At 56.1% G+C, this 24,793-nt stretch carries 22 protein-coding genes; 10 read left to right on the top strand and 12 right to left on the bottom strand.

What is annotated here, in order from left to right; all coding sequences use genetic code 11:
• Positions 1-61: 61 nt before the first annotated feature.
• The 6 genes from FJD38_RS04405 to FJD38_RS04380 all read left to right on the top strand — a co-directional run bounded on the left by FJD38_RS04405 (position 62) and on the right by FJD38_RS04380 (position 7,490).
• On the top strand, positions 62-2,413 hold the full coding sequence (locus tag FJD38_RS04405) for a beta-galactosidase (RefSeq protein ID WP_122784747.1): 2,352 nt from the start codon (positions 62-64) through the stop codon (positions 2,411-2,413).
• A 113-nt stretch (positions 2,414-2,526) separates the two neighbouring features.
• Positions 2,527-3,672 (top strand): serine hydrolase domain-containing protein, encoded by a 1,146-nt coding sequence (locus tag FJD38_RS04400; RefSeq protein ID WP_146384075.1) that lies wholly within the window; start codon positions 2,527-2,529, stop codon positions 3,670-3,672.
• 232 nt (positions 3,673-3,904) lie between these two features.
• Positions 3,905-5,050 carry a serine hydrolase domain-containing protein gene (locus FJD38_RS04395; protein ID WP_122784745.1) on the top strand — a complete coding sequence of 382 codons (1,146 nt, stop codon included), beginning with the start codon at positions 3,905-3,907 and terminating at the stop codon, positions 5,048-5,050.
• Positions 5,051-5,158: 108 nt separating this feature from the next.
• Positions 5,159-6,160 carry an OmpA family protein gene (locus FJD38_RS04390; RefSeq protein ID WP_122784744.1) on the top strand — a complete coding sequence of 334 codons (1,002 nt, stop codon included), beginning with the start codon at positions 5,159-5,161 and terminating at the stop codon, positions 6,158-6,160.
• A gap of 23 nt (positions 6,161-6,183) precedes the next feature.
• Positions 6,184-6,831 carry a pyridoxamine 5'-phosphate oxidase gene (gene pdxH, locus FJD38_RS04385; RefSeq protein ID WP_146384073.1) on the top strand — a complete coding sequence of 216 codons (648 nt, stop codon included), beginning with the start codon at positions 6,184-6,186 and terminating at the stop codon, positions 6,829-6,831.
• A 194-nt stretch (positions 6,832-7,025) separates the two neighbouring features.
• Positions 7,026-7,490, top strand: coding sequence for an outer membrane lipoprotein (locus FJD38_RS04380; protein ID WP_122784742.1), 465 nt, complete (start codon positions 7,026-7,028; stop codon positions 7,488-7,490).
• Positions 7,491-7,568: 78 nt separating this feature from the next.
• Here FJD38_RS04380 and nhaA read toward each other — a convergent pair whose 3' ends face one another.
• From nhaA to FJD38_RS04335, 9 genes are all read right to left on the bottom strand, one after another.
• Positions 7,569-8,750, bottom strand: coding sequence for a Na+/H+ antiporter NhaA (gene nhaA / locus FJD38_RS04375; protein ID WP_122784741.1), 1,182 nt, complete (start codon positions 8,748-8,750; stop codon positions 7,569-7,571).
• A 300-nt stretch (positions 8,751-9,050) separates the two neighbouring features.
• Positions 9,051-10,661, bottom strand: a complete 1,611-nt coding sequence (locus FJD38_RS04370) for an NAD(P)/FAD-dependent oxidoreductase (RefSeq protein WP_122784740.1) — start codon at positions 10,659-10,661, stop codon at positions 9,051-9,053.
• Between the two features lie 109 nt (positions 10,662-10,770).
• Entirely contained in the window at positions 10,771-11,442 is a 672-nt protein-coding gene (locus tag FJD38_RS04365; RefSeq protein ID WP_411172350.1) for a COG3650 family protein, read from the bottom strand.
• A gap of 71 nt (positions 11,443-11,513) precedes the next feature.
• Positions 11,514-12,113, bottom strand: a complete 600-nt coding sequence (locus FJD38_RS04360) for a short chain dehydrogenase (RefSeq protein WP_146384071.1) — start codon at positions 12,111-12,113, stop codon at positions 11,514-11,516.
• 136 nt (positions 12,114-12,249) lie between these two features.
• Positions 12,250-12,951, bottom strand: coding sequence for an ABC transporter ATP-binding protein (locus FJD38_RS04355; protein ID WP_146384069.1), 702 nt, complete (start codon positions 12,949-12,951; stop codon positions 12,250-12,252).
• Positions 12,952-13,719, bottom strand: coding sequence for a high-affinity branched-chain amino acid ABC transporter ATP-binding protein LivG (gene livG, locus FJD38_RS04350; RefSeq protein WP_122784736.1), 768 nt, complete (start codon positions 13,717-13,719; stop codon positions 12,952-12,954).
• The gene (locus FJD38_RS04345; RefSeq protein ID WP_122784735.1) at positions 13,716-14,972 is read right to left on the bottom strand and encodes a high-affinity branched-chain amino acid ABC transporter permease LivM; all 1,257 of its coding nucleotides are present in this window, start codon (positions 14,970-14,972) and stop codon (positions 13,716-13,718) included. Before FJD38_RS04345 ends, livG begins: the two co-directional genes overlap by 4 nt.
• Positions 14,969-15,892: a high-affinity branched-chain amino acid ABC transporter permease LivH gene (gene livH / locus FJD38_RS04340; RefSeq protein ID WP_003443109.1), complete on the bottom strand. Its 924-nt coding sequence runs from the start codon at positions 15,890-15,892 to the stop codon at positions 14,969-14,971. Before livH ends, FJD38_RS04345 begins: the two co-directional genes overlap by 4 nt.
• Positions 15,893-16,141: 249 nt before the next feature.
• Positions 16,142-17,269, bottom strand: coding sequence for a branched-chain amino acid ABC transporter substrate-binding protein (locus FJD38_RS04335; protein ID WP_122784734.1), 1,128 nt, complete (start codon positions 17,267-17,269; stop codon positions 16,142-16,144).
• A gap of 356 nt (positions 17,270-17,625) precedes the next feature.
• Here FJD38_RS04335 and FJD38_RS04330 point away from each other — a divergent pair, with 356 nt between their 5' ends.
• Positions 17,626-17,931: a DUF2288 domain-containing protein gene (locus FJD38_RS04330; protein ID WP_122784733.1), complete on the top strand. Its 306-nt coding sequence runs from the start codon at positions 17,626-17,628 to the stop codon at positions 17,929-17,931.
• Between the two features lie 182 nt (positions 17,932-18,113).
• Here the strand turns inward: FJD38_RS04330 and rapA are convergent, their stop codons facing one another.
• Positions 18,114-20,960 carry an RNA polymerase-associated protein RapA gene (rapA, locus tag FJD38_RS04325; RefSeq protein ID WP_122784732.1) on the bottom strand — a complete coding sequence of 949 codons (2,847 nt, stop codon included), beginning with the start codon at positions 20,958-20,960 and terminating at the stop codon, positions 18,114-18,116.
• A gap of 129 nt (positions 20,961-21,089) precedes the next feature.
• On the opposite strand from rapA, the gene FJD38_RS04320 reads away from it, so the two are divergent.
• The 3 genes from FJD38_RS04320 to ccoM all read left to right on the top strand — a co-directional run bounded on the left by FJD38_RS04320 (position 21,090) and on the right by ccoM (position 21,901).
• A complete protein-coding gene (locus tag FJD38_RS04320) occupies positions 21,090-21,407 on the top strand; it encodes an aspartate-semialdehyde dehydrogenase (RefSeq protein WP_146384067.1) in 318 nt (105 codons plus the stop codon).
• 78 nt (positions 21,408-21,485) lie between these two features.
• Complete coding sequence (locus FJD38_RS24510) at positions 21,486-21,647, top strand: hypothetical protein (protein WP_122784730.1); 162 nt, start codon at positions 21,486-21,488, stop codon at positions 21,645-21,647.
• A gap of 143 nt (positions 21,648-21,790) precedes the next feature.
• Complete coding sequence (gene ccoM / locus FJD38_RS24970; RefSeq protein ID WP_280116024.1) at positions 21,791-21,901, top strand: cytochrome c oxidase subunit CcoM; 111 nt, start codon at positions 21,791-21,793, stop codon at positions 21,899-21,901.
• A gap of 243 nt (positions 21,902-22,144) precedes the next feature.
• On the opposite strand, the gene FJD38_RS04315 is transcribed toward ccoM, so the two are convergent.
• Both FJD38_RS04315 and FJD38_RS04310 read right to left on the bottom strand, forming a co-directional pair.
• A complete protein-coding gene (locus FJD38_RS04315; RefSeq protein WP_122784729.1) occupies positions 22,145-23,617 on the bottom strand; it encodes an inorganic phosphate transporter in 1,473 nt (490 codons plus the stop codon).
• A 339-nt stretch (positions 23,618-23,956) separates the two neighbouring features.
• Positions 23,957-24,160, bottom strand: a complete 204-nt coding sequence (locus FJD38_RS04310; RefSeq protein WP_122784728.1) for a hypothetical protein — start codon at positions 24,158-24,160, stop codon at positions 23,957-23,959.
• Between the last annotated feature and the right edge of the window lie 633 nt (positions 24,161-24,793).

The following is a 24,793-nucleotide window of genomic DNA, read 5'->3' as shown; positions in this document are numbered from 1 at the left end:
ATGCTGTGACATTCGAAACCTCACAGGCCGACTTTCGGCCGTTAGGGAGAACCTGATCCATATGATTCGCCGCTCGCTCTCTGCTGTTTTTGCGCTGCTGGTCACGACGCCGCTGTTGGCAGCGCCTACCAGTCAACAAACCCTGTTCAATTTCGTTCGCCCTGCCGATGTGGTGCAGGTGGCGACCGAAGATGCGACCTTGCCGCAATACAATGCGGAGCAAACGGCCGAAGGCGAAGTACTGCGCCGCGTGACGTTCAGTCCGGCAGACGCGCCCAACTTGCGGTTATCCCCGCAGACCGGAGTTTGGGACTGGTCGCAGTCGGGCATGATGACTCTGCGTATCCAGAATGCGATGAACTGGGCTCTGACCCTCGATATCACCGTCAAGAGTTCGGACGGCAAGACCCTCACCAGTCGTGTCGATTTGCCGCCAGGTCCTGCGCAAACATTGCTGCTGCCATTGCAGGCCAATACGCCGCATAGCCAGGGGATGCGTGCAGGCCCGCCGATGCCAATGACCCTCGACGGGCAGCGCATTCTGCTGGCCAGCAGCCAGGGCCAGATTGATCGCAGCCAAGTGGCTTCAGTGACGCTGTCGATCCCGCAACCCAAAGCCGCGCAAAGCATATTGCTGGAGCGCTTCGGTGTTCAGGACGGCGAGGGTGTCATCCAGTCGGTATATGGCTCAATTGTCGATGGTTACGGCCAGTCAACCCGGGCCAAGTGGCCGGAGCGTGTGGCCAATGACGAACAACTCAAAGCCGCTGCCGCCAAAGAACAGCAGCAACTCAAGGGATGGTTGGCCAACCGTACCGATGTTGATAAATACGGCGGCTGGCTGAAAGGTCCGGCGTTTGAGGCCACCGGTTTCTTCCACACTGAAAAGCGCAATGGTCGCTGGAATCTGGTGACGCCTGAGGGGCACCCGTTTTTCTCGCTGGGGCTTAATGCGGTTACCGCCAACGACAGTCAGACGTACATCGCTGGCCGCGAGTGGATGTTTACTGACCTGCCCAAAGGCGATGCACCGCTGGCGGGTTATTACGGTTCTTCGAACAACAACAACGGCAACGGTGCCTCGCAGGGCCGTGGGTTCAACGCCGGTCGTTGGTACAACTTCTATGGGGCCAACCTGCAACGTATTTATGGTGAGCCCTGCGTAGCCGGCAAAACACAGCCCGGCGCAGAACCTGTTATTCCGTGTGCGCCTGAAGCGTTTGATGCCAAGCGCTGGCAAACCCATACCCTGGATCGCTTGCAGGCCTGGGGCTTTAACACCATCGGTAACTGGAGTGACCCGGCACTTGGCCTCAACGACCGCGTGCCTTATACCTTGCCGCTGTCGATTGTTGGCGATTATGCCAGCATCAGTACCGGCACCGACTGGTGGGGTGGCATGCCTGACCCGTTCGACCCGCGTTTTGCCATGGCCACAGAGCGCGCGGTGGCCATTGCTGCCCGCGATCACCGTGATGACCCGTGGCTGATTGGCTACTTTGCCGATAACGAACTGGCGTGGGCTGGCCCCGGAGCTGATCCAAAGTCGCGTTATGCCCTCGCTTTCGGCACCTTGCGCTTGACCACTGATGTGCCTGCCAAGCGAGCGTTCCTCAAGCAGTTGCGTGACAAGTATCGCAACCAGCAAGGCCTGTCAAAAGCCTGGGGCGTTGATATCCCTGCCTGGGAATTGATGGAAGACCCGGGTTTTGAGGCCCCCATGCCCAATCCCGAGCATCCGGAAATCGAGGCGGACTATCAGTATTTCCAAAAGGTCTTCGCCGATACGTATTTCAAGACCATCTCGGACTCTCTGAAATGGCATGCGCCCAATCATTTGCTGCTCGGCGGGAGGTTTTCGGTCAGTACTCCGGAAGCAGTGGCTTCGTGCGCTCAGTACTGCGATGTGTTGAGTTTCAACTTTTATACCCTGCAACCCCAGGACGGCTATGACTTCGCCAAACTGCGCGAATTGAACAAGCCGGTAATGATTACCGAGTTCAACTTCGGCTCGCGTGACCGTGGCCCGTTCTGGGGGGGTGTAACAGAGGTCGCCAACGAAGAGGCCCGTGGGCCTGCGTACGCGAAATTCATCAAACAGGCCGTGGCCGACCCTTCGATTGTCGGTGTGCACTGGTTCCAGTATTTGGACCAGCCCGTGACAGGCCGCCTGCTTGATGGCGAGAACGGTCACTTTGGCATGATCGGCATCACTGACCTGCCCTTTACCGGCTTTGTTGAAAGTGTTCGCAAAACCAACCTTCAAGCCCTCGACCAATTGGGCGATGAAGCCGCCAAGGCGCAAGTGGATGCCGAACACGCAGTCAAAGCCGCTCGCCAAACGCCGCAGGAAGGTAATGGCGAACGCTCTGGCACAGGGCATGCAGGCGGTCACTCGGGTAAAGGCCACTGATCATCTGAACCGGATGAGTGGCGATGCATTTCGTCGCTCATCAAGGGTTAGCTTCTTTATTAATTCCATTTAAAAACTAAGGTCATCCGTTCCAACTGAATGGAGTCTTCGAGATGGAAGCTAAAGGAAGATGTGCAAGTGGGTTCGAAGCCGTTCAGAAGGCGTTTGAGTCAATCTTCGACGACCCGCAGGAGCGTGGGGCAGGACTGTGTGTGCAGGTCGGCGGCGAAACAGTGGTCGATCTGTGGGCCGGAGTGGCGGATCTGGAGGGTCAAAAACCTTGGGATCGCGACACACTGGTTAATACCTATTGCGCCATAAAGCCGTTTACGGCAGTGGCTGCCTTGATGCTGGTAGAAGAGGGCAAGCTGGAGCTGGACGCCCCAGTTGCCCGCTACTGGCCTGAGTTCGCTCAAGGCGGCAAAGAGCGCATCACCTTGCGGCAGGTGATGTCACACACCTCGGGCATTCCCGCCCTGCGGCTGCCGAATCGCACGCCCATCATGTTTGAGTGGGATGACATGGTGGAAATAATGGCGGCCGAACCTGTGTGGTGGCAACCAGGGACTGATCTGGGCTATGGCGCCCTGACCTATGGCTGGATTATCGGTGAGCTGATTCGGCGGGTGGATGGGCGGGACCCTTGTACGTTTATCGCAGAAAACATCTCACAGCCTTATGAGCTGGAAGTGCACATGGGGGTGGCTGACGAGCATTTTCATCGTATTGCACATTTCGATCGCGCCGAAGGACGAGTCGGTGATCAATATGCACTTGATCTGCGCGAGGTCATTGTCAATGAACCCGAGCACGTGGCCACGCTTGCCTTTACCAATCCAAGATTCGGTCCTAAAACCACTCACGATCCCCGATGGTGGCGTTATCGCCAGCCTGGCGTGAATGGGCACGGTACGGCCCATGGCCTGGCGGGTTTCTACAGTGCGCTGCTGGCCGGTCAATTGATCGGATCGGAGTTACTGAGTGAATTCACCCGCGAACACAGCAACAGCATGGACCGCACGCTCTTGAGACCTATGCGCTATGGCCTGGGCTGCATGATGGAGCAGCCAGCCGACCCCGCAGCATCTAACTGCATGGGCCCCAATACGTTTGGCCATGTGGGGCTGGGTGGCCCTGTCAGCTTCGCTGATCCGGAACGCGACGTGACCTTCGGGTTTGTCACTACGACGATGGGCAGTCACGTCTTGATGGACCCACGGGCCAGAGAGCTGGCAACCCGGGTTTACGCCGCACTCTGAGCTTCACTTTTCAGGACCCTCTTGCGTCTGGAGAGGGTTCTGAAGAACCGCGATTGATCCCGCATTACCCTCGCCATTTTCACAAAAAATCCACTCCGCCGCTGATACGGTCGTGGAAGTCTGCCTAACGCACAAAATTTGTGCGGTTGAGACCTTTGCTCTGTTTCAAAATTTGACCGGGGCTGGAACAATGCACGCCATTGACAGCCATGCTTGATCCAGGAGGTAGGTGGTGCAGATTCAAGGTTTTCACGACCTTCAGTTTGAAACGGTTCGCGAGGCATTTGCTGATCTGTTTAATGATCCGCAAGAGCGCGGTGCTGCCTTGTGTGTCCAGATAGCCGGTGAAACAGTGCTGGACGTGTGGGCGGGGACTGCCGACAAAGACGGTCATCAACCCTGGCACACCGACACCATTGCCAATCTGTTTTCGTGCACCAAACCTTTTACGGCAGTCACGGCGCTGCAATTGGTCGAAGAAGGCAAACTGGAGCTGGATGTACCCGTTGCTCGTTACTGGCCCGAATTTGCGGCAGCCGGTAAGCAGGCCATCACGCTGCGCCAGTTGCTGAGCCATCGGGCCGGTTTGCCGGCGATACGCCAAATGCTGCCACGCGAAGCTTTGTATGACTGGCAGACCATGGTAGATGCGCTAGCCGCCGAAGAACCGTGGTGGACGCCGGGTGAGGGCCACGGTTATGCCGCGATTACCTATGGCTGGTTGCTGGGCGAGTTGATTCGGCGTGCGGACGGTCGCAGTGCTGGCCAGTCGATCGTGGCCCGCACGGCCAAGCCGTTGGGGCTGGATTTCCATGTGGGGCTGGCAGACGACGAGTTTTACCGGGTCGCCCATGTTGCCCGCAGCAAGGGCAATGAGGGGGATGAGGTGTCGAAACGTATGTTGATGACGATGATGCGCGAGCCAAATTCCATGACTACGCGAGCATTTGCCAATCCACCTTCTATCATGACCAGCACCAATACGCCGGAGTGGCGCCGTATGGAGCAACCCGCGGCTAATGGTCATGGCAATGCCCGCAGCTTGGCCGGCTTTTATAGCGGTTTGCTTGATGGCCGTTTGCTTGAAGCCGAAATGCTGGAGCAACTGACCCGCGAACACAGCATTGGCGAGGATAAAACCTTGCTGACCCAGACACGATTCGGGCTGGGTTGCATGCTGGATCAACCGAATGTACCGAACGCTACGTTCGGGCTGGGGCCAAAGGCGTTTGGTCACCCCGGCGCAGGGGGGTCAATAGGATTTGCTGATCCGGAGCGAGAAGTGACATTCGGATTTGTAACTAACACCTTGGGACCTTATGTATTAATGGACCCGAGGGCGCAAAAGCTGGTCAAGGTATTGGCCGCGTGTCTGTAACGGTGTATTTGTAGTCCGTAGGTCGGATCGCTGTAGCTTTTATCCGTTTAATACGTTTTTTTAGTGGGCATATAGCCTTTTTTCATCAATTCATTGTGTGGATATTCAATGTCATCTAATAAGACCCTCGCCTTGGCACTTTGCCTGGCTATTACTGGTTGCGCACAAACTCCACAGAATAATGCCGACGGCGGCCAGAAATGGTGGCAGTTTGGCTCGTCAGAGTCGTCGACATCGACCGATAAGACAGCAGACGCCTCTGATAAAAAGGCCACACCTGCGGTGGAAAAACCTAAGGTCGCGGTCATCGCCGCACCTGCTGCTGCCACGACCTCCGCCAAAAAATGGTGGTGGCCGTTCGATAGCGACGCTAAAGAAACCCAAGCGGCGCCTATTGGCGTGATCCCGATGCCAGACCCGAAAATCACTCAGGCCTGGCTTGATGAGTACGAACCCCGTCTGCGTACTGCTATCAAAGGCACCGACCTGCAGTTGGAGCGTCGCGAAAACCTGTTAGTGGTAGTGGCCTCGGCTGACAGCTCGTTCAAGGCAACGCGCCCGGACTTGTTGATGCCGTCGATGCTTGGCCCGTTTACCCGTGTCGCCAAGGTGGTTGAAGGTGATCCTAAGACCGCCGTATTAGTGCTCGGTCATGCTGACTCAACCGGCGCCATGGCCAGCAATACCAAGCTGAGTCTGGACCGCGCCAAGTCAGTGGCGGCCATCTTTCGTATGAGTGGTTTGCAGGGTAATCGTCTGACGCTTCGTGGTATGGGTTCGGTCATGCCGCGTGCGGCGAACGACAGCAATGAAGGCCGTGCCTTGAACCGTCGCGTTGAAATCCTGATGACGCCGCAAGCCACTATGGTCGCACTGGTCAGCAAATACGCTCAGCCAGCTTTGACCGCTGAACAGTTGGCCGCCGTGCAACCAGCCGTTTCGGCTTCCGCAGCTAAAAAGGCAGCCGCTGCTCCGGCGAAAAAGGCCACCGTGGCCAAGAAAGCCGCTCCGGCTAAAAAAGCTGTCAAGCCAGCTCCCGCCAAAAAGGCTGTCGTGGCTAAAACAGCAGCGGCTAAAAAGGTAGCTACCAACGATCAAGCCAAGAACTGATTCGCTTGGCCAAGGAGCGCCTCATGACCCAAGCGCTGGCAGATATGCGCCGAGATTACACCCGAGACGGACTGGTCGAAGCGCAGGCACCCGACGAACCTTTTGCACTGTTTCGTCAATGGTTCAGTGACGCAGTCAGCACTGAGCAGGCGCCGGTCGAAGCCAATGCCATGACACTGGCAACGGTAGATGCTCAGGGGCGCCCGCATTGTCGGGTGCTCCTGCTCAAAGGCCTGGATGAGTTGGGTTTTACCTTCTTTACCAACTACACCAGCGCGAAGGGGCAGCAATTGGCTGCTCATCCTTTTGCGGCCATGACTTTTTTCTGGCCAACCCTGGAGCGTCAGGTACGCATCGAAGGGCGGGTCGAAAAGGTTTCGTCTCAGGAGTCCGACGCCTACTACCAGGTTCGCCCTTTGGGCAGCCGGATCGGGGCGTGGGCATCACCGCAAAGTCAGGTCATTGCTGATCGCGAGGAGCTAAACGAGCTGCTCAAGGCTACGCAGGCGCGCTTTAGTGATACACAGCCCCATTGCCCGGAGCACTGGGGGGGCTATCGCCTGATCCCTGAGCGCATTGAGTTCTGGCAGGGCCGTCCGAGCCGTTTGCATGACCGACTCAACTATTTGCGTCAGGGTGCTGACTGGGGCCGTGAGCGACTGGCCCCCTGAACGCTTTGAGTAATAAGGTCTGTGCACAGGAAAAAAACCTTGCAACGGGCTACCCTTGAATGTGGCTTGCAACGACGGTTGGTGTTGATTTGGCTGTACTGGCGCTGAATGAATACCCCGTTATCCGTACTGTGCGGTGACAGGCACCCGGCTGCGGAGTTTTAATGAATCCCTGTTCTTTTGGAGTTGAACCTATGCGTAAGTCCGTACTGCTAATTGCTGCATTTTCGACCATGACGGTCTTGTTGGGCGGCTGCACCTCGAACCTGACGGGCGATTCCTATTCGCGCGATGAAGCGCGTCGTGTTCAAACCGTGCGCATGGGCACTATCGTTGCCCTGCGTCCTGTACAGATCGAGGGCACTAAAACCCCAATCGGTGCGGCAACAGGTGCCGTTATCGGTGGTGTCGGCGGCAGCGCCATTGGCGGCGGCCGTGGCAGCATTGTGACCGCAGTGATCGGTGCAGTAGCGGGTGGCCTGTTGGGCTCGGCCGCTGAGTCGGGTTTGACCAAGACCCAAGGTGTTGAAATTACCGTCCGTGAAGACGACGGCAGCACCCGTGCTTATGTGCAGCAGGTAGAGCCTAACCAAGTGTTCCGTACCGGCGAGCGCGTTCGCATCATGACCGTTGACGGTACAAGCCGCGTTACCCAGTAAGCCTTCAGGGCCGTTCAATAAAAAACCCCGACCCATTTGCATGGGTCGGGGTTTTTTATTGTGCTCAGCGTTCTGGATTCAGAGTGCTGGCTGCTTGCGACTAAAGGCTGCCGTCACGGCATAGCCGATAAGTGCGGCCAGAATGGAGCCGGTCAGGATGCCCATGCGGTCCATACCGACGTAATCGCTGCTGCCCGGTACGAATGCCAGTGAGCCTACAAACAAGCTCATGGTAAAGCCGATGCCGCAGAGAATAGCGACGCCAAACACCTGGCCCCAATTCGCGCCATTAGGTAATGCGGCCATGCCGGTTTTGATCGCAATCCAGGTAAAGCCAAACACACCCACTGTTTTACCGATCAGTAAACCGGCGGCAATACCCAGAGGTACATGGTGGGTGAAACTGTGCAGGTTGACACCGGTCAGCGAGACGCCCGCATTGGCGAAGGCAAATAAAGGCAAGATCGCGTAGGCCACCCAAGGGTGCAACGCATGCTCAATGCCCATAAGAGGTGAGGGCTCGGAGTTTTTAGTGCGCAGCGGTATGCAGAATGCCAGCGTCACACCTGCCAGCGTGGCATGCACGCCGCTTTTCAGTACGCAGACCCAGAGAATCAGGCCGATGATCATGTACGGGGCTATTTTCACCACACCCATTCGGTTCATCGCGATCAAGGCCACAAGACAGGCGGCGGCCAACATCAGCGATACACCCGACAATTCGCTGGAGTAGAATACGGCGATCACAATGATTGCGCCCAGATCATCAATGATTGCCAGCGTCATCAGAAAAAGCTTCAACGACACCGGTACGCGTTTGCCGAGCAGTGCCAACACACCCAGGGCGAAGGCGATGTCGGTGGCCATCGGAATGGCCCAGCCATCGAGTGCATCGGGGAAGTCTTTGTTGATGAACCAGTAAATCAGTGCAGGTACGACCATCCCGCCAATGGCGGCACCGCCTGGAAGCACGACTTGTGAGGGCTTGGACAGTTGGCCTTCCAGCAATTCGCGTTTGACTTCAAGGCCGATCAGCAGGAAAAACAGGGCCATCAGGCCATCGTTGATCCACAGCAATGAGGGTTTGGCAATTTGCAGGGCGCCGATCTGAACCGCTACCGGAACATCCAGAAAGGCGGTGTAGTAGTGAGAAAGCGGCGAATTGTTGATGATCAAAGCCAGAGCCGCTGCGGCAATCAACAACAAGCCGCTGGCAGCTTCCAACTGAAAAAAACGAGTGAAAGTGCTACGCAGAGGCAAGGTGGCTCTCCATCAAATAGTTATAAGGTGCGACACCCTAACCCGACTTCTTAGCAGTTAAAACAAAAACTATATTCGTTTTTGTTATAAGCAACCGGAAGATTACCTATCGACGAAGAGCCTAGCAGTTGTGTGACAAAGTGAGACGAAAAACAGCCTGTCTACACGACGCAGAAGTCCGTATCCGCTGGCGTTCAAACGAGGTAGCGTGCGATGGAGAAGCTATCGTGAAGCCAGGATTTACGAAAGCTTCGCAGCCGGACGCAGCCTTTGGCAGCTGCGACCGGGTGCGAAAGTGTATTAGGCTTCGATACCCAAAATATCCCGAGCCACTGCTTCGGCAATGCGAATGCCATCAACGCCAGCCGACAGAATACCGCCGGCATAGCCTGCGCCTTCACCGGCCGGGAACAACCCTTTGACGTTGAGGCTTTGCATCGACGCATCACGGGTCATGCGCAACGGTGACGAGGTACGGGTTTCAATCCCGGTCAAAATCGCGTCATGCATTGAGAAGCCTTTGATCTGCTTCTCGAAGGCTGGCAATGCTTCGCGGATGGCTTCGATGGCAAAGTCCGGCAATGCCAGGGCCAAATCCCCCAGAGACACCCCCGGCTTGTAGGACGGCTCAACGCTGCCCAATGCGGTAGAGGGTCTACCGGCGATAAAGTCGCCGACCAACTGGGCTGGCGCTTCATAATTGCTGCCGCCCAGCACATACGCGTGAGACTCCAGGCGTTCTTGCAACTCGATACCCGCCAATGGTCCACCCGGGTAATCCTCAGGTGTAATGCCGACAACGATGCCCGAGTTAGCATTGCGTTCGTTACGTGAGTATTGGCTCATGCCGTTAGTCACAACGCGGCCCGGTTCGCTGGTAGCGGCAACCACAGTGCCGCCCGGGCACATGCAGAAGCTGTAAACCGAACGACCGTTTTTGGCGTGGTGCACCAGTTTGTAGTCGGCAGCACCGAGTTTAGGGTGACCGGCGTACTTGCCCAGGCGCGCACTATCGATCAAGGATTGCGGGTGTTCGATACGGAAGCCCACCGAGAACGGCTTGGCTTCCATATACACGCCGCGCTCGTGGAGCATGCGGAAGGTGTCACGGGCGCTGTGGCCCAGAGCCATGATCACATGCCGTGAGTTCAACTGTTCGCCATCGGCCAGGACCACACCAGTCAGTTGGCCGTTATCGATCAGCACATCAGTCACACGCTGCTGGAAGCGAACTTCGCCGCCCAGCGCTTCGATTTGCTGACGCATGTTCTCAACGACGCCGGTCAGACGGAATGTACCGATATGCGGTTTGCTGACGTAAAGAATTTCGTCAGGAGCACCGGCTTTGACGAACTCGTGCAGCACTTTGCGGCCGTGGTGTTTCGGGTCTTTGATTTGGCTGTAGAGCTTGCCGTCCGAGAACGTGCCCGCGCCGCCTTCACCAAACTGTACGTTTGATTCCGGGTTGAGGACGTTTTTACGCCACAGGCCCCAAGTATCTTTGGTGCGCTGACGCACTTCGGTGCCGCGCTCAAGAATGATCGGTTTGAAGCCCATCTGTGCCAGTAGCAGGCCAGCAAAGATACCGCACGGGCCAAAGCCTACGACAATCGGGCGTTCATTCAAGTCCTGAGGGGCCTGACCGACGACTTTGTAGCTGACATCGGGTGCTGGATTGACGTTACGGTCGTCGGCAAACTTGATCAGCAGCGGCGCTTCATCACGCACACTCAAATCAATGGTGTAGATAAAGCACAGTTCGGACGATTTTTTGCGCGCATCGTAGCTGCGCTTGAACAAGGTGAAATCGAGCAGGTCATCACTGGCGATGCCCAGGCGCTGCAGGATGGCAGGGCGCAGGTCTTCTTCGGGATGGTCGATCGGCAACTTGAGTTCGGTGATTCGTAACATGACAGTGTCCAGTATCGGGGCCGGGTAAACCCCGGCAGCCTTATGCGAACCGGCGATTATAAGCTGCTGGGCCCCTTAACAGTCAGCACTATGAGGTCACAATCGTCGGTTAGTCGTTACGGGCCCCACCGAAGTAGCCACAGCCACGCTGTACCTGACCGTTGATTCGCAGCTCTGCGCCCAGGTGCTGCACGCTCCCATTGGCGCTGTCGGTGCAGCGTTGCGGGGCGACCCACAGCTCGATACGTTGATGGTTGGCTTCGGTAGACAGCGAGAAGCGACCCTCGCCCACTTGCTCTTCGACGTAGGGCAGCGCGAGATCGGGCTGGCCGTCACGCTTGATGATCATGCCTTTGCCGCTCGCTTGCACTTCCCATGCAGGGCCATTGCCATTGGCGTGCACGGTCAGTTGTTTGAAGTTGGGATCTTTGCAGGCGGTGTTGCTGCGTTCCAGGCGATACAACTGTTGTAACTGCACCTCGCCTTCAGTTCCGGGAGTTTTAGCCGAGGTAAAGCTGCCACGAATGTCAGCGAACAGCTTGCCTGGCAGGTTGGGCATATTGGTGGCGTCTTGAATCAGAGTGGTGTTAGTGCCGTCGCGCACCACATAGCGTTGTTGGCCGACGCAGGGTTGAAAAATAAGTTGGTCATTGGCCGACACCAGTTCGCCTTGTAGGCGGGTCAGGCCGGCGTTGCTGTCAACGGGTTTGCTGTTGAACAGTTGGCAGCCGGCAAACACGGGTAACAGGGCGAGTAAAACAAAAGGGCGGACAGCACGCATCATTAGGACTCCTGACTAGTGCCGCCACGTTACTCAGGCTGATCGGGCATCACAAGGGGGATATTTTACGCCTACCCCACTTGATACGTTTGCCCCGTCTGTAAGCCCTCTACACTTTTGGCGTAAGCCAGTGCTGCCTCAGCGGCTGCTACAGGCTTGAATCCGCGGAAGTACGGTGCGTATTTATCCATCGCCTCAATCAGTACAGTCGGGCTCACTGAGTTCACCCGCAACCCGCGTGGTAGCTCAATTGCAGCGGCTTTTACAAAACCGTCCACTGCGGCATTAACCATGGCAGCGCTGCTTCCGGTGCGGATCGGTTCGCGATTGATCACGCCGCTGGTGAAGGTGAACGAGGCACCGTCATTGGCGAATTCACGACCAATCTGCAGCAAGTTGACCTGGCCCATTAATTTGTCCTGCAAGCCCAGCGCGAAGTCTTCTTCACCCATATCGCTCAGTGCTGCAAATTTGACGTTACCCGCGGCGCAGATCAATGCATCGAAGTGTCCGGTTTGCTCGAACAGTGCGCGAATGGAAGCACTGTTGCTGATATCAACCTGAAAATCGCCGCTTTTACGGCCGATGCACACGATTTCGTGACGCGCTGACAGTTCGCGATCAATCGCTGAGCCCAGGGTACCGTTAGCGCCGATCAACAATATCTTCATTGCGATGTTCCTTCGATGATGAGGTGTGCGTTGAGTCTAGTAGTCGTTTTCAGGGTGAAGCCCTCGTGCAGCACTCCGGTGCGCAGCAGTGCAAAAAAAACGGCCCGTGAGGGCCGTTTTTTACGGGCGCAAGGGGTTAGCCACCCAAGTAAGCGTCACGCACTTTTGGATCGTTTAGCAATTGCTCGCCTGTGCCTTGCATGACCACCCGGCCGTTTTCGAGCACGTAGGCGCGGTCAGCGATTTTCAGCGCTTGGTTAGCGTTTTGCTCCACGAGGAACACCGTCACACCTTCATCACGCAGCTGTTCGATGATGTCGAAAATCTGCTGGATGATGATGGGTGCCAGCCCCAAGGAAGGTTCGTCCAGGAGCAACAGTTTTGGTTTGCTCATCAGCGCCCGGCCAATCGCAAGCATTTGTTGCTCACCACCGGACATGGTACCGCCGCGCTGGGTAAAACGTTCTTTAAGGCGCGGGAACAAGTGCAAAACCTTATCCATTTGCTCCTGATAGTCGTGTTTCTCGGTGAAAAAACCACCCATGGCGAGGTTTTCTTCGACGGTCAGGCGAGCAAATACCCGGCGACCTTCAGGCACCACAGCGATGCTCTTGCGCATGATTTGTGCCGAGCTCAGCCCCACCAGTTCTTCGCCGAGGTAGCGAATGCTGCCGCTATGGGCTTGAGGTGAGCCGCATAAGGTCATCATCAATGTCGATTTGCCCGCGCCGTTGGCACCGATCAGTGTCACGATTTCGCCCTGGCGCACATCGACATTGACGTTGTGTAGCGCCTGAATCTTGCCGTAGAAGGTCGAAACGTTTTCGAACTTAAGCATTTACGCTTCCCCCAAATAGGCTTTGATCACGTCCGGGTTATCGCGGATCTGCTCCGGTGTACCGTCAGCCAGCGGTTTGCCCTGATTGATCACGACGATATGGTCAGAAATGCTCATGACCAGTTTCATGTCGTGCTCGATCAGTAGCACCGTGGCGTTGTGCTCATTGCGTAATACGCTGATGAGCGCCTTCAAGTCTTCGGTTTCCTTGGGGTTCAAACCCGCGGCCGGTTCGTCGAGCATCAGGATGCGCGGGCGGGTCATCATGCAGCGGGCGATTTCCAGCCGACGTTGTTGCCCGTAGGCGAGGGTGCCCGCCGGGCGATTGGCAAACTCGGTCAAGTTGACCTTGTCCAGCCAATAGGCGGCGTACTCCATGGCCTCGCGTTCACTTTTGCGGAACCCGGGGGTTTTGAACAGCCCGGCGAAGAAGTTAGTGTTGAGGTGGCGATGCTGAGCTATCAGCAGGTTCTCAACGGCGGTCATGTCCTTGAACAAGCGCACGTTCTGGAAGGTGCGCACCACGCCTTTTGCCGCGATTTCATGCCCGGGCAGGCCCTGGATAGGCTGATCGTCCAGCAAGATGGTACCTGCCGAGGGTTTGTAAAAACCGGTCAGGCAATTGAATACCGTGGTTTTGCCGGCGCCGTTAGGGCCGATCATGGAAACCACCTGTTTTTCCTGGACGGTCAGGGATACCCCATTCACCGCCAACAAGCCGCCAAAGCGCATGCTCAGGCCGCTGACTTTCAGAATCTCGCGGCTCATTTTCGCAGCTCCAGGTGAGGACGTTGCATGGGTAGCAGGCCTTGCGGACGCCAGATCATCATCAGCACCATCAATGCTCCGAACAGCAGCATCCGGTACTCACTGAAGTCTCGCATCAATTCGGGCAGCAGGATCATCACCACGGCGGCCAGAATCACTCCCAATTGTGAACCCATGCCACCCAATACCACGATGGCCAAAATAATCGCCGACTCAAGGAAGGTGAAGGATTCTGGCGTCACCAGGCCTTGGCGTGCGGCGAAGAAACTGCCTGCAAAACCGGCAAAAGTGGCGCCCAGGGTGAAAGCCGACAGTTTGATGATGGTCGGATTCAAGCCCAGTGCACGGCAGGCAATTTCGTCTTCACGCAGCGCTTCCCAGGCGCGGCCGATAGGCATGCGCAGCAAGCGGTTGATCACGAACAGAACGATCAGTACCAGCACCAGTGCGATCAGGTACAGGAAGATCACTTTGTTGATCGAGTTATAAGGAATGCCGAAATATTCGTGAAACGTCTGCATGCCTTCGGCGGCTGTGCGGTCGAAGCTCAGGCCGAAAAGAGTCGGTTTCGGAATGTTGCTGATGCCGTTTGGCCCGCCGGTAATGTCCGTCAGGTTACGCAGGAACAAGCGAATGATCTCGCCAAAACCCAGGGTGACGATTGCCAGGTAGTCGCCGCGTAAACGCAGTACCGGGAACCCGAGCAGGAAGCCGAAGGTAGCGGCCATCAAGCCGGCCAATGGCAGGCAGACCCAAAAGCTGAAGCCCAAGTAGTGCGAGAGCAGCGCGTAGGTGTAAGCGCCCACCGCGTAGAAGCCCACGTAGCCGAGGTCGAGCAGGCCAGCCAAACCGACCACGATGTTAAGGCCCAGACCCAGCATCACGTAGATCAGGATCAGGGTGGCGATGTCTACAGCGCCGCGTGATCCGTAGAACGGCCAGATCAATGCCAGGACGACCAGTGCGAGAATGATCCAGCGCTGGGTGCTGGGCAGGGTCAGGAAGTTGGTCGCTTTGCCTGGGACCTTGGGCATGTTGGGTGAGGATTTCCAGGCGGCACTCAGTTGATCGCTGAACAGCACGCGCAGGAACAATAGCAACGAGCAGATGGCGATGACGCTGAGTGTGAAGGCGCTGGTGTTGTGAACTTCGATATTGACCCCGACGATAGTCAGTTTCAGACCGAGTATCGGGTAGGCCACTGCCCAGACCAACAGGGCGCTGAACAGCGCCGATTTAAGATGCCTAGTCATACTTTTTCAATCTCCGGACGTCCCAGAATGCCGGTCGGACGAAACAGCAGTACCAATACGAGCAAGCCGAAGGCCACTACGTCTTTGTACTGGTCGCCAAAAATATCGGCACCAAAGGCTTCGGCTACACCGAGAACCAAACCACCCAACATCGCGCCGGGAATGCTGCCTATTCCGCCTAAAACCGCAGCGGTAAAGGCTTTCAGCCCTACCAGGAAGCCGGAGCCGGGGTTGATCACGCCGTATTGCACGCTGATCAGAACGGCTGCAACGGCAGCCAACGCCGCGCCAATGACAAAGGTCAGGGCAATGACGTTGTTGGTATTGATGCCCAGCAGGTTGGCCATCTTCATGTCTTCGGCGCAGGCACGGCAGGCGCGGCCCAAGCGTGAACGGGAGATAAACAGGGTCAGGCCGAGCATGGCCAGAAGCGTGACCACGAAAACGACGATTTGCATGTAAGAGACAACGACTTCACTTGCACCGCCCGGGCCGAAGGTGAAACCGCCGGGAATCAGGTTAGGGATCGATTTGTCTTTTGAGTCTTGAGACAGAAGCACCATGTTTTGCAGGAAGATCGACATACCGATGGCAGAAATCAACGGGATGAGGCGATTGCTGCCCCGTAGAGGACGGTAAGCCACCCGTTCAATGCTGTAGCCATAGGCACTGGTGACCACGATGCTGGCGATAAACGCCCCGGTCAGCAGTAATGGCACGCTGTCCAGACCCATCATGGTCAGGCCGGCGATGGCAATAAACGCGATATAGGAACCAATCATGTACACCTCGCCATGGGCGAAGTTGATCATTCCAATGATGCCGTAAACCATCGTGTAGCCGATGGCGATCAGGGCATACGTGCTGCCAACGTTGAGGCCGTTAACCAGCATTTGGAAGAAGTGATAGATGTCAGGCATTACAAAGCTCCTAAAAACCTGAGACGCATTTCACTGGTGGAGTCATTTTCCGGCCTGTGTTGCATGGGATTTCACCCACTTCGGACACAGGTCATTTGCCAGCGAACCGCTGGTGACGGTTTTAAAGATTTTCAGGTGGGCGAGTCTTCGGATCACGAAAGCGCGGCCCCATGTGCGTCAAACAATGATCGGTAAAACAAAACCCACCGCTCGCGCAGTGGGCTTTGTGGTCAGATCAGCGATCAGCCCTTACTGAGGGGTTGCTTCGGTTTTAGGTTTGCCGAAGTGCCATTCGTAGACGACGAATTTGAAGTCTTTCAAATCGCCTTTGTCGTCAAAGGACAGATCGCCCGTAGGGGTTTTGAAAGTGCCAGCGTGGATAGCCTCGGCCACTTTGGCCGGGTCTTCGCTGTTGGCTGCTTTGATACCGCCGACGATGACGTCAACCGCGGAGTAAGACGGGAACACGAATGGGCCGGTCGGATCTTGCTTTTTGTCTTTAAGCGCCTTAACCAGCGCGGCGTTGGCAGGGTCTGTATCGAACGCTTTAGGCAGGGTTACCAGCAAGCCCTCGGACGCACCTTGGGCGATTTGCGAGATGGAGTCGTTACCCACACCTTCAGGCCCCATGAACTTGGCTTTCAGGCCTTTTTCTTGAGCCTGACGCAGAATCAAGCCCAGCTCTGGGTGGTAACCGCCGTAATACACGAAATCTACGTCAGCTTGCTTGAGTTTGGCGATCAGGGAGGCGAAGTCCTTGTCACCGGCATTGATGCCTTCAAAGACAGCAACCTTGACGCCTTTGCTCTCCAGGGTTTGTTTAACAGCCGTGGCGATGCCTTCACCGTATTGCTGTTTATCGTGTACCACCGCGACGACTTTAGGTTTTACGTGGTCAGCGATGTAGTTACCGGCAGCTGGACCTTGGGCGCTGTCCAGGCCAATGGTGCGGAACACCAATTTGTAACCACGCGAAGTGATCTCAGGAGATGTGGCGGCTGGCGTAATCATGATCACGCCTTCATCTTCGTAGATATCCGAAGCAGGCTGAGTGGAGCTGGAGCACAGGTGGCCGACTACAAATTTAACGCCGTCGTTGACCACTTTGTTGGCCACTGCAACCGCTTGTTTCGGGTCGCACGCGTCGTCGTACTCTACGGCCTCAAGCATCTTGCCATTCACGCCACCTTTGGCATTGATGTCCTCAATGGCTTGGTTGGCACCCATGAACTGCATGTCACCGTACTGGGTAACAGGGCCGGTTTTAGGGCCGGCAATACCGATCTTGATGGTGTCTGCGGCAAATGAATGGCTGGCAACCCCGGCCAGAACCATTGCGGCAAACAGTTTAGTAATGTGCTTAGTAGCCATCTCTATTGGTGCTCCACTCTATGTTGTAATTTTTATAGTCCTGGAAGCCAAGGCAGCCGGACCGGGTATTCTTCTGCGCGAATTTCCCGGTCAATCCCCCCTGCAACTGTACCGGTACAGTGTAGAGCGCCGGTTCTGCGCTTGAATAGCAGGCTGCAGGTGGAAAAAACAGGGAATGTCGCTTAAACGAAAGAAAGAGACAGAAATGCGGCGAATTTTGCTGATCATTGTTATCAGGATGTTGCCAGCTAATTCAGGCATTTCTGCGCCTTTGTGCTTTCGTCGCTCTGCGCCTTTATTCGGGTTTTTCTACCGGGTCAGCGGCGCTATCATTACGCCGATTTTTTTACCTGGTGGAACCCATGACGCAAGAACCTAGCACCCTCTATGCCAAGCTGCTTGGCGAGACTTCAACTATTGAATGGAACGCCTTACAGCCGTTCTTCGCCAAAGGGGACCTGTTGTGGGTTGAGCCGGGTCTGGACTTGATCGAAGCAGCGCAGGCCGTGACTCAGGATGATGCAGCGAAAGTCTCGGCCTGGATGGCATCTGGCCTGCTTGGGAGAATGACGGGAGAGCAGGCGCTAGACGTGCTTGAGCGCGACCCGCAGCTCTGGGCCGTGGTGGTTTCGCCTTGGGTGATGGTCCAGGAAAGGGCGCAGCAATAGGTTGGCGCACCATTGCGGTGCGTACCTGTTCGTTCATTGACGGGGCAGGAACGGGTAGGGAAGTAACCTGTTTCAGGGTAGTGGCTAATTGCCGTAGATAATCGCTACAGTCAGCGCTGCGGCGTTTGAAGCGTTACAAGCCCTCTACCGCTGGGCAGAGGGCTTGTGGCGCTGATGGTCGATTAGCCTGCGACCAGTACTCGAATGGCTTCAAGACGCAAGGCTGCTTTTTCAAGCATGGCCAGGCTTTGTTCGCGTTGTTTGCGCAAGGCAACCAGTTCGCTGTCACGTACGCTCGGGTTGACCGCTTGCAATGCAGTCAGGCGGGCCAGTTCTTCTTCGGTGTCGGCAGCCAGGCGGCGTTTGGCTTCGGCGACGCGCTCGGCGTGACGGGGCGCGATCTTGGCTTCACCGGCGTTGATCTTCGGTGTCAGGGTGTCGCGCTGAGCCTGAATGAACTTGTTGGCGCTGGCGCGTGGAACGCTTTCCAGTTGCTCGTTCAGGGTGTCAAAGGCCACACGCGACGACAGATCATTGCCATTGGCATCCAGCAGGCAACGCAGTGCTGCTGGCGGCAAGTAACGGCCCAGTTGCAGTGACCGAGGCGCAACGACTTCGCTCACGTAGATCAGCTCAAGCAGCACAGTGCCGGGTTTCAGCGCCTTGTTTTTGATCAGCGCGACAGCCGTGTTGCCCATGGAGCCAGACCTTACGAGATCCATCGCGCCTTGCACCATCGGGTGTTCCCAGGTGATGAACTGCATGTCTTCGCGGGACAGCGCCAGGTTACGGTCGTAGGTGATGGTCACCCCTTCGTCATCGCCCAGCGGGAAGCTGGCGTCGAGCATTTTCTCGCTCGGTTTGAGGATCAGGGCATTTTCCGAGTGGTCTTCGCTGTCGATACCAAAGGCGTTAAACAGCGTTTCCATGTAAATCGGCAAGGTGAATTGATCGTCTTGCTCAAGAATCGCTTCAACCAGTGCTTCGCCTTCACCCGAACCCCCGGAGTTCAACTCCAGCAGGCGGTCACGACCGGTGTGCAACTCCTGTTCGAGGCGCTCGCGTTCAGTGCGTGCTTCATCGATCAGCGCTTGCCACTCTTCATCGTCAGCAGCTTCCAGTAATGGCAACAACCGAGGACCGAACGTATGTTGCAGTGCGTTACCGGTCGGGCAGGTGTTGAGGAAGGCATTCAGCGCTTCGTGGTACCACTGGAACAGGCGCTGTTGCGGGCTGGTCTCAAGGTATGGCACATGCAATTCAATGACGTGCTTCTGGCCGATACGGTCCAGACGCCCAATGCGTTGCTCAAGCAAGTCAGGGTGTGACGGCAGATCGAACAACACCAGGTGGTGGGCAAACTGGAAGTTGCGACCTTCACTGCCGATTTCAGAGCAGATCAGCACTTGAGCCCCGAACTCTTCATCAGCGAAGTAGGCGGCCGCACGGTCGCGCTCAAGAATGTTCATGCCTTCGTGGAAGACGGTGGCTGGAATGCCGGAGCGCACGCGCAGGGCGTCCTCCAGATCCATGGCCGTCTCGGCGTGGGCACAAATCACCAGCACTTTGGTGCGTTTGAGCATTTTCAGGGTGTCGATCAGCCACTCAACACGCGGGTCAAAGTTCCACCAGCGTTGTTCATCAGTGGCGTCCGGCTGGGCCTGAAAGCTGACCTCGGGGTACAGCTCGGCGTGTTCGCCCAGCGGCAGCTCAAGGTATTCGTCCGGGCATGGCAGCGGATACGCATGCAGTTTGCGCTCAGGGAAGCCCTGAATCGCGGCGCGGGTGTTACGGAACAGGACGCGGCCGGTGCCGTGACGGTCGAGCAGCTCGCGAACCAGGCGGGCGCTGGCCTCGCTGTCACCTTCGTTGACGGCTGCCAGCAAGGCATCGCCCTGAGCGCCGAGGAAATTGTGAATGGTGTCGTGAGCCTGTGGCGAAAGACGGCCTTTATCCAACAGTTCTTGTACGGCTTGAGCGACCGGGCGATAGTTTTCGCTCTCGGCGCGGAAGGCGGCCAAATCGTGAAAACGATTGGGGTCAAGCAGGCGCAGACGGGCGAAGTGACTGTCCTGACCCAGTTGTTCCGGTGTTGCGGTCAGCAGCAGCACGCCCGGGATGACGCCGGCGAGTTGCTCCACCAGACCGTATTCAGGGCTGACTTGATCTTCGTGCCACACCAGGTGGTGAGCCTCATCGACCACCAACAGGTCCCAGTCGGCATCAAAGAGGGCGGCCTGCGCTTTAGGATCGTCAACCAGCCATTCAAGAGCGACCAAGGCCAGTTGGCAGTCTTCAAACGGATTGCTGGCGTCGCTTTCAATGAAACGTTCTTCATCAAACAGCGCAACTTCAAGGTTGAAGCGACGGCGCATCTCGACCAGCCATTGATGCTGGAGGTTTTCCGGGACGACGATCAGTACACGGTTGGCGCGGCCACTGAGCAGTTGGCGATGAATCACCAGACCGGCTTCAATGGTTTTACCCAGGCCTACTTCATCCGCCAGCAATACGCGTGGAGCGATTCGGTCGGCCACTTCGCGGGCAATGTGCAATTGATGCGCGATAGGCTGCGCACGTACGCCACCCAGGCCCCACAACGGCGATTGCAGTTGGCGGCTGGTGTGCTCCAGGGTGTGATAACGCAGTGAGAACCAGGATAGCGGGTCGATCTGACCTGCGAACAGGCGGTCGCTGGCCAGGCGGAACTGGATAAAGTTAGACAGCTGCGTTTCTGGCAGGGTGACCGGCTCGTTTTGCTCGTTGAGCCCGTGATAGACCATCAAGCCGTCGACATCTTCGACTTCGCGCACGGTCATTTTCCAGCCTTCGAAGTGGATGATGGTGTCACCCGGCGAAAAACGAACCCGCGTCAGCGGTGCGTTGCGCAGCGAATATTGGCGGGTTTCGCCAGTGGCCGGATAGAGCACGGTCAACAAGCGACCGTCCTGTGCCAGAACGGTGCCTAAACCTAGCTCTGCTTCGCTGTCACTAATCCAGCGTTGCCCCGGTTGATACTGCTGCGCCATGCTGCCTGACTCCCGCTTTGAAAAAGCCGAGTATATTAACGCAGCAGGGGCCTCAGTCCAAAGGTCTCTCACAAAAAGCTGATCAGCAACCGAATGAGTATTCGATAAGCGGTTAAGGAGAACACCTGCATGCTGCCACCGATCTTGCCTTTGAGCGTTGTACCCGTGACGTCGCAACAGGATCCGGTGCGCCAGCGGCCGGACATTCCACCCGTAGTGCCTGCCCAGCCTTCGTCGGCAGACAGCACGATCAACCTGAGTGAGGGCGACCGTGAGCGGGCCGCGTTGTTGCTGCGTGAAGAACAGCAGCGTCAACACGACAAGCGCCGCGGTGAAGCTGAGGCCTCGTTGCCGCACGATGAGTCGGGCGAAGAAAGCGATGTGGTTGATTTGCCTGCTGTAGATGGGTTGCAGCGTCAGGGCGTGTGGGTGGATATCAAAGTCTGAGCTGTTTTTACTGGTCATGGGGATGAGGCCGTCGCATTATTGGCCCATCACACACACAGACAGTGACCTTATAGCGCCATGAGCCAAGACAACACGCTGGTCGACTTGGGTGCCGAGCGCGCCAAGCGAGTGCATGACCTCAAAGAAAAGAAGTTGAACGAAGTACGCTTGGCTTTCGAGCAGGCGATGCCTTTGTCAGCCGTCAAGAAAAAGCCCAAGAAAAAATCCAAAAAGCGCTGAAGTCCGGCGATTTAGATGATCTGTGTCAACCCTCCCGTTTAAGTGACTCTGATCGTGGATCATTATTGATCCCGGTCAAGGTCTGCACCTGCGTGTGTGGTTAATCTAGCTTCAACACACAGACAGACACGCAGGAGGCCGTCATGTTTCTCGATAACGTTGTTATCGCCGGGGTACTTACGGTGGGACTCATGATGGTGTTTTTTGCGGGTCTGGGCATTTTTATCTGGAAGGACTCTCGCAAGCGCAAGTAGCGCGAGTTTTTTTGGGGTATGAGCACGCAAGGCATTTTGGGCGACTTCGGTCGCCTATTTTTTTGCCCGAAGAAAACTACCCATGATCACCATGCAGGGGAGGGAGCTCAATTGTGGTTGTGCGCAGATTTGCTGTTGCCTTTAGTCTCCTCTCCCTCTGGGAGAGGGCTAGGTTGAGGATTCTTTGGCATAAAAAAAGGCACGACCCTGAGGGGCGTGCCTTCTCATGTTGCCAGGCGGTTATCAGGCGAGTGCTTTGGAAGCCAGCCAGAACAGCGCTGCAGACAGTGCAATGGTAGCGGGCAACGTCAGTACCCACGCCATCAGGATGGTCTTGATCGTACCGCCTTGCAGGCCGCTTTTATTCGCGACCATCGTACCCGCTACACCCGACGACAAAATGTGCGTCGTCGATACTGGCAGCGAGTAGACGTTAGCCAGGCCAATGGCAAGGGTGGTAGTGATTTGCGCCGACATGCCTTGGGCATAGGTCATGCCCTGCTTGCCGATTTTCTCACCGATGGTTTTAACCACACGTCTCCAGCCGACCATGGTGCCCAGGCCCAATGCCAGCGCAACCGCCAGAATCACCCAGAACGGGGCGTATTCCGTGGTGGCCGTCAGGTCTTTGCGTAGTTTTTCGAGGTCCGCTTTCTCGCGGTTATCAAGCACTGGCAATTTGCTGACTTTCTTGGCGGTGTCGTCCAGGCACAGCAGGTAGCGACGAATTTCGATGCGCTTTTCAGCCGGGATCGAGTGATAGTCAGCCACGCCTTTCAATGAACCCAGCAACGCCGCAATGGTCGGCTCGGTTTGCTGCGGGTTGCAGCTGAACTGCTCTGGCAAGTCGCCTTTAGCACTTTTGCCCAGTGCCAGGAATTCACTCAGGGTGGCGTTGTTGCGCTGGTAGAACTGGCTCAGATGCAAGGTGGCATCGCGAGTTCGCTCAATTTGATAGGTCGTACTGTTGAGGTCCAACACAAAGACACTCGGGACGATACCAATCAATACCAGCATGATCAGGCCAATGCCTTTCTGACCATCGTTGGAGCCGTGAACAAAGCTTACGGTCATGGCGCTGATCACCAGCACCAGACGGTTCCAGAAAGGTGGATGCTTTTTGTCATCCATCTTGCGGCGCTGTTCCGGGGTCTTGTGCATCTTGGAATTAGGGCGCCACCACTTCAGGCCGATCAACAGCAGAGCTGCAATCAGAAAACCGGCGAGTGGCGAGAAGACCAGCGAGGCGCCAATGTCGATCGCCTTCTGCCAGTTCACGCCTTCACTCACAGGAATACCCGTGATCAAGGCATTGGCCAGGCCTACACCGAGGATCGAACCGATCAAGGTGTGGGAGCTCGACGCTGGAATCCCGAAATACCAGGTGCCCAGGTTCCAGGTAATGGCAGCAGCGAGCAGCGAGAACACCATAGCCAGGCCGTGTCCGGTATTCACATTCACCAGAAGCTCAACGGGCAGCAGGTGGACGATGGCATAAGCCACGCCCACACCGCCCAGCAGAACGCCGAGAAAGTTGAACACACCGGAGAAGAACACCGCCAGATGAGGCGGCATGGCTTTGGTGTAGATGACGGTCGCTACCGCATTCGCGGTGTCATGAAAGCCATTAATGAACTCAAACGCGAGAACAAAGGCTAGGGCGAAGAAGAGGCTGACAAGAACCCAGGCATCCAATGCGCTTAGTAAATCGATCATGAAGGTTTTCTGACACGGACATAAAGGGGGCGGAATTATGCCAGAAAACCCCGTGAATCAATGCACTAGCTGCTGGTTGGTAACATCTATAAATGAAAAATCTTGTAAGACACAGCGGGTTTTGAAAACAGAAAAAGCGCTACAAGCCCCTGAAAACAAAGGCTATAAGCGATCACGAATGAGTGGCTAACGCTTCTGGTTGAGTCTGATTCTGCTGTATGAAATATCTCATATCAGACGTTCGGCTGGGGTAGGTTCCAGCTTCAACGCAGCAAACGGACACATTCGTGATCATAAACGCAGGGCATTGAGCAAGGCTCGGGGAGCTCAATCCGAGGCTCACGATTCCTCGGATTTGAGCTCTTTTTCAATTTTTTGGATTTCCTGGCTGAAAGCCTGATCGAGCAGGCTGGCGCGTTTTTTCCAGGGTTTGCGCTCGGGCTCAGGTTGCGCGGCGTAGGTCGTTATTTCGCCGCCGTAGACTTCCTTGTAACGTTGTTCCTGACGCTCAAGTTCTGCGCGCAGTTCGTCTTTCGTCGTCACAGTGTTACCTAATTGAGTAGTGGTTAAATGGATTAGACCATCGTGTATTAGAGCCGGGAAGATGAGTTAATTAAACTCGTCTTTAGAAACTACCTGCCAGCAACTTTAGCGGCAAACATCGTGTCCATTCCTACGGTATCAATTAACAGTGGCACCGTGCGCAGGGGACACTTTAATGTTCCACCCGCGTGGGCAAGAAGCTCGGGAGTAGATTGGATCCAATCCGTATCAGTGTGCCTGAGCTCTTGCACTCATGATGCTGCTGGCCATAAAGGCTCAAGGGATGGCGCTACTATCGCTGAATAACTTCGTTTACGTCAACTTCCAGATGATCGACGTGTAACAGAAGCGGCACGATTAACTAAGCGCTTCGCCATCCGGTTAATAATGGGCGAGCCAGTGAAGTATACGCGGATATTAGTGTCTTCCCTGAACGGATTTAAAACGCGCGCTTAATAAAAGAGAGTTTCGACTGAGCTTCTCGTCTGTATGTAAGTGTTCAATACCCGGAGGGAGCGACATACAGATGGCGGCAGGAAAGCAGATTGCGATTATCGGACGAAGGTTCGATAATCGCCCAACTTAGCGTGCGCCCTACAGGTTTTTGGCTCAAGCAAGCCTGTCATTGCAACC

This window comes from Pseudomonas saxonica (assembly GCF_007858365.1).
Classification (GTDB): domain Bacteria; phylum Pseudomonadota; class Gammaproteobacteria; order Pseudomonadales; family Pseudomonadaceae; genus Aquipseudomonas; species Aquipseudomonas saxonica.
The sequence above is the reverse complement of the archived record's forward strand: the minus strand, read 5'-3'. Positions and strand labels throughout refer to the sequence as shown.

Coding starts and splice junctions, on each gene's coding strand:
- FJD38_RS04405 (WP_122784747.1), top strand. CDS start 62: ATGATTCGCCGCTCGCTCTCTGCTGTTTTTGCGCTGCTGGTCACGACG.
- FJD38_RS04400 (WP_146384075.1), top strand. CDS start 2,527: ATGGAAGCTAAAGGAAGATGTGCAAGTGGGTTCGAAGCCGTTCAGAAG.
- FJD38_RS04390 (WP_122784744.1), top strand. CDS start 5,159: ATGTCATCTAATAAGACCCTCGCCTTGGCACTTTGCCTGGCTATTACT.
- pdxH (WP_146384073.1), top strand. CDS start 6,184: ATGACCCAAGCGCTGGCAGATATGCGCCGAGATTACACCCGAGACGGA.
- FJD38_RS04380 (WP_122784742.1), top strand. CDS start 7,026: ATGCGTAAGTCCGTACTGCTAATTGCTGCATTTTCGACCATGACGGTC.
- FJD38_RS04370 (WP_122784740.1), bottom strand. CDS start 10,661: ATGTTACGAATCACCGAACTCAAGTTGCCGATCGACCATCCCGAAGAA.
- FJD38_RS04365 (WP_411172350.1), bottom strand. CDS start 11,442: ATGCGTGCTGTCCGCCCTTTTGTTTTACTCGCCCTGTTACCCGTGTTT.
- FJD38_RS04360 (WP_146384071.1), bottom strand. CDS start 12,113: ATGAAGATATTGTTGATCGGCGCTAACGGTACCCTGGGCTCAGCGATT.
- FJD38_RS04355 (WP_146384069.1), bottom strand. CDS start 12,951: ATGCTTAAGTTCGAAAACGTTTCGACCTTCTACGGCAAGATTCAGGCG.
- livG (WP_122784736.1), bottom strand. CDS start 13,719: ATGAGCCGCGAGATTCTGAAAGTCAGCGGCCTGAGCATGCGCTTTGGC.
- FJD38_RS04345 (WP_122784735.1), bottom strand. CDS start 14,972: ATGACTAGGCATCTTAAATCGGCGCTGTTCAGCGCCCTGTTGGTCTGG.
- livH (WP_003443109.1), bottom strand. CDS start 15,892: ATGCCTGACATCTATCACTTCTTCCAAATGCTGGTTAACGGCCTCAAC.
- FJD38_RS04330 (WP_122784733.1), top strand. CDS start 17,626: ATGACGCAAGAACCTAGCACCCTCTATGCCAAGCTGCTTGGCGAGACT.
- rapA (WP_122784732.1), bottom strand. CDS start 20,960: ATGGCGCAGCAGTATCAACCGGGGCAACGCTGGATTAGTGACAGCGAA.
- FJD38_RS04320 (WP_146384067.1), top strand. CDS start 21,090: ATGCTGCCACCGATCTTGCCTTTGAGCGTTGTACCCGTGACGTCGCAA.
- FJD38_RS24510 (WP_122784730.1), top strand. CDS start 21,486: ATGAGCCAAGACAACACGCTGGTCGACTTGGGTGCCGAGCGCGCCAAG.
- ccoM (WP_280116024.1), top strand. CDS start 21,791: ATGTTTCTCGATAACGTTGTTATCGCCGGGGTACTTACGGTGGGACTC.
- FJD38_RS04315 (WP_122784729.1), bottom strand. CDS start 23,617: ATGATCGATTTACTAAGCGCATTGGATGCCTGGGTTCTTGTCAGCCTC.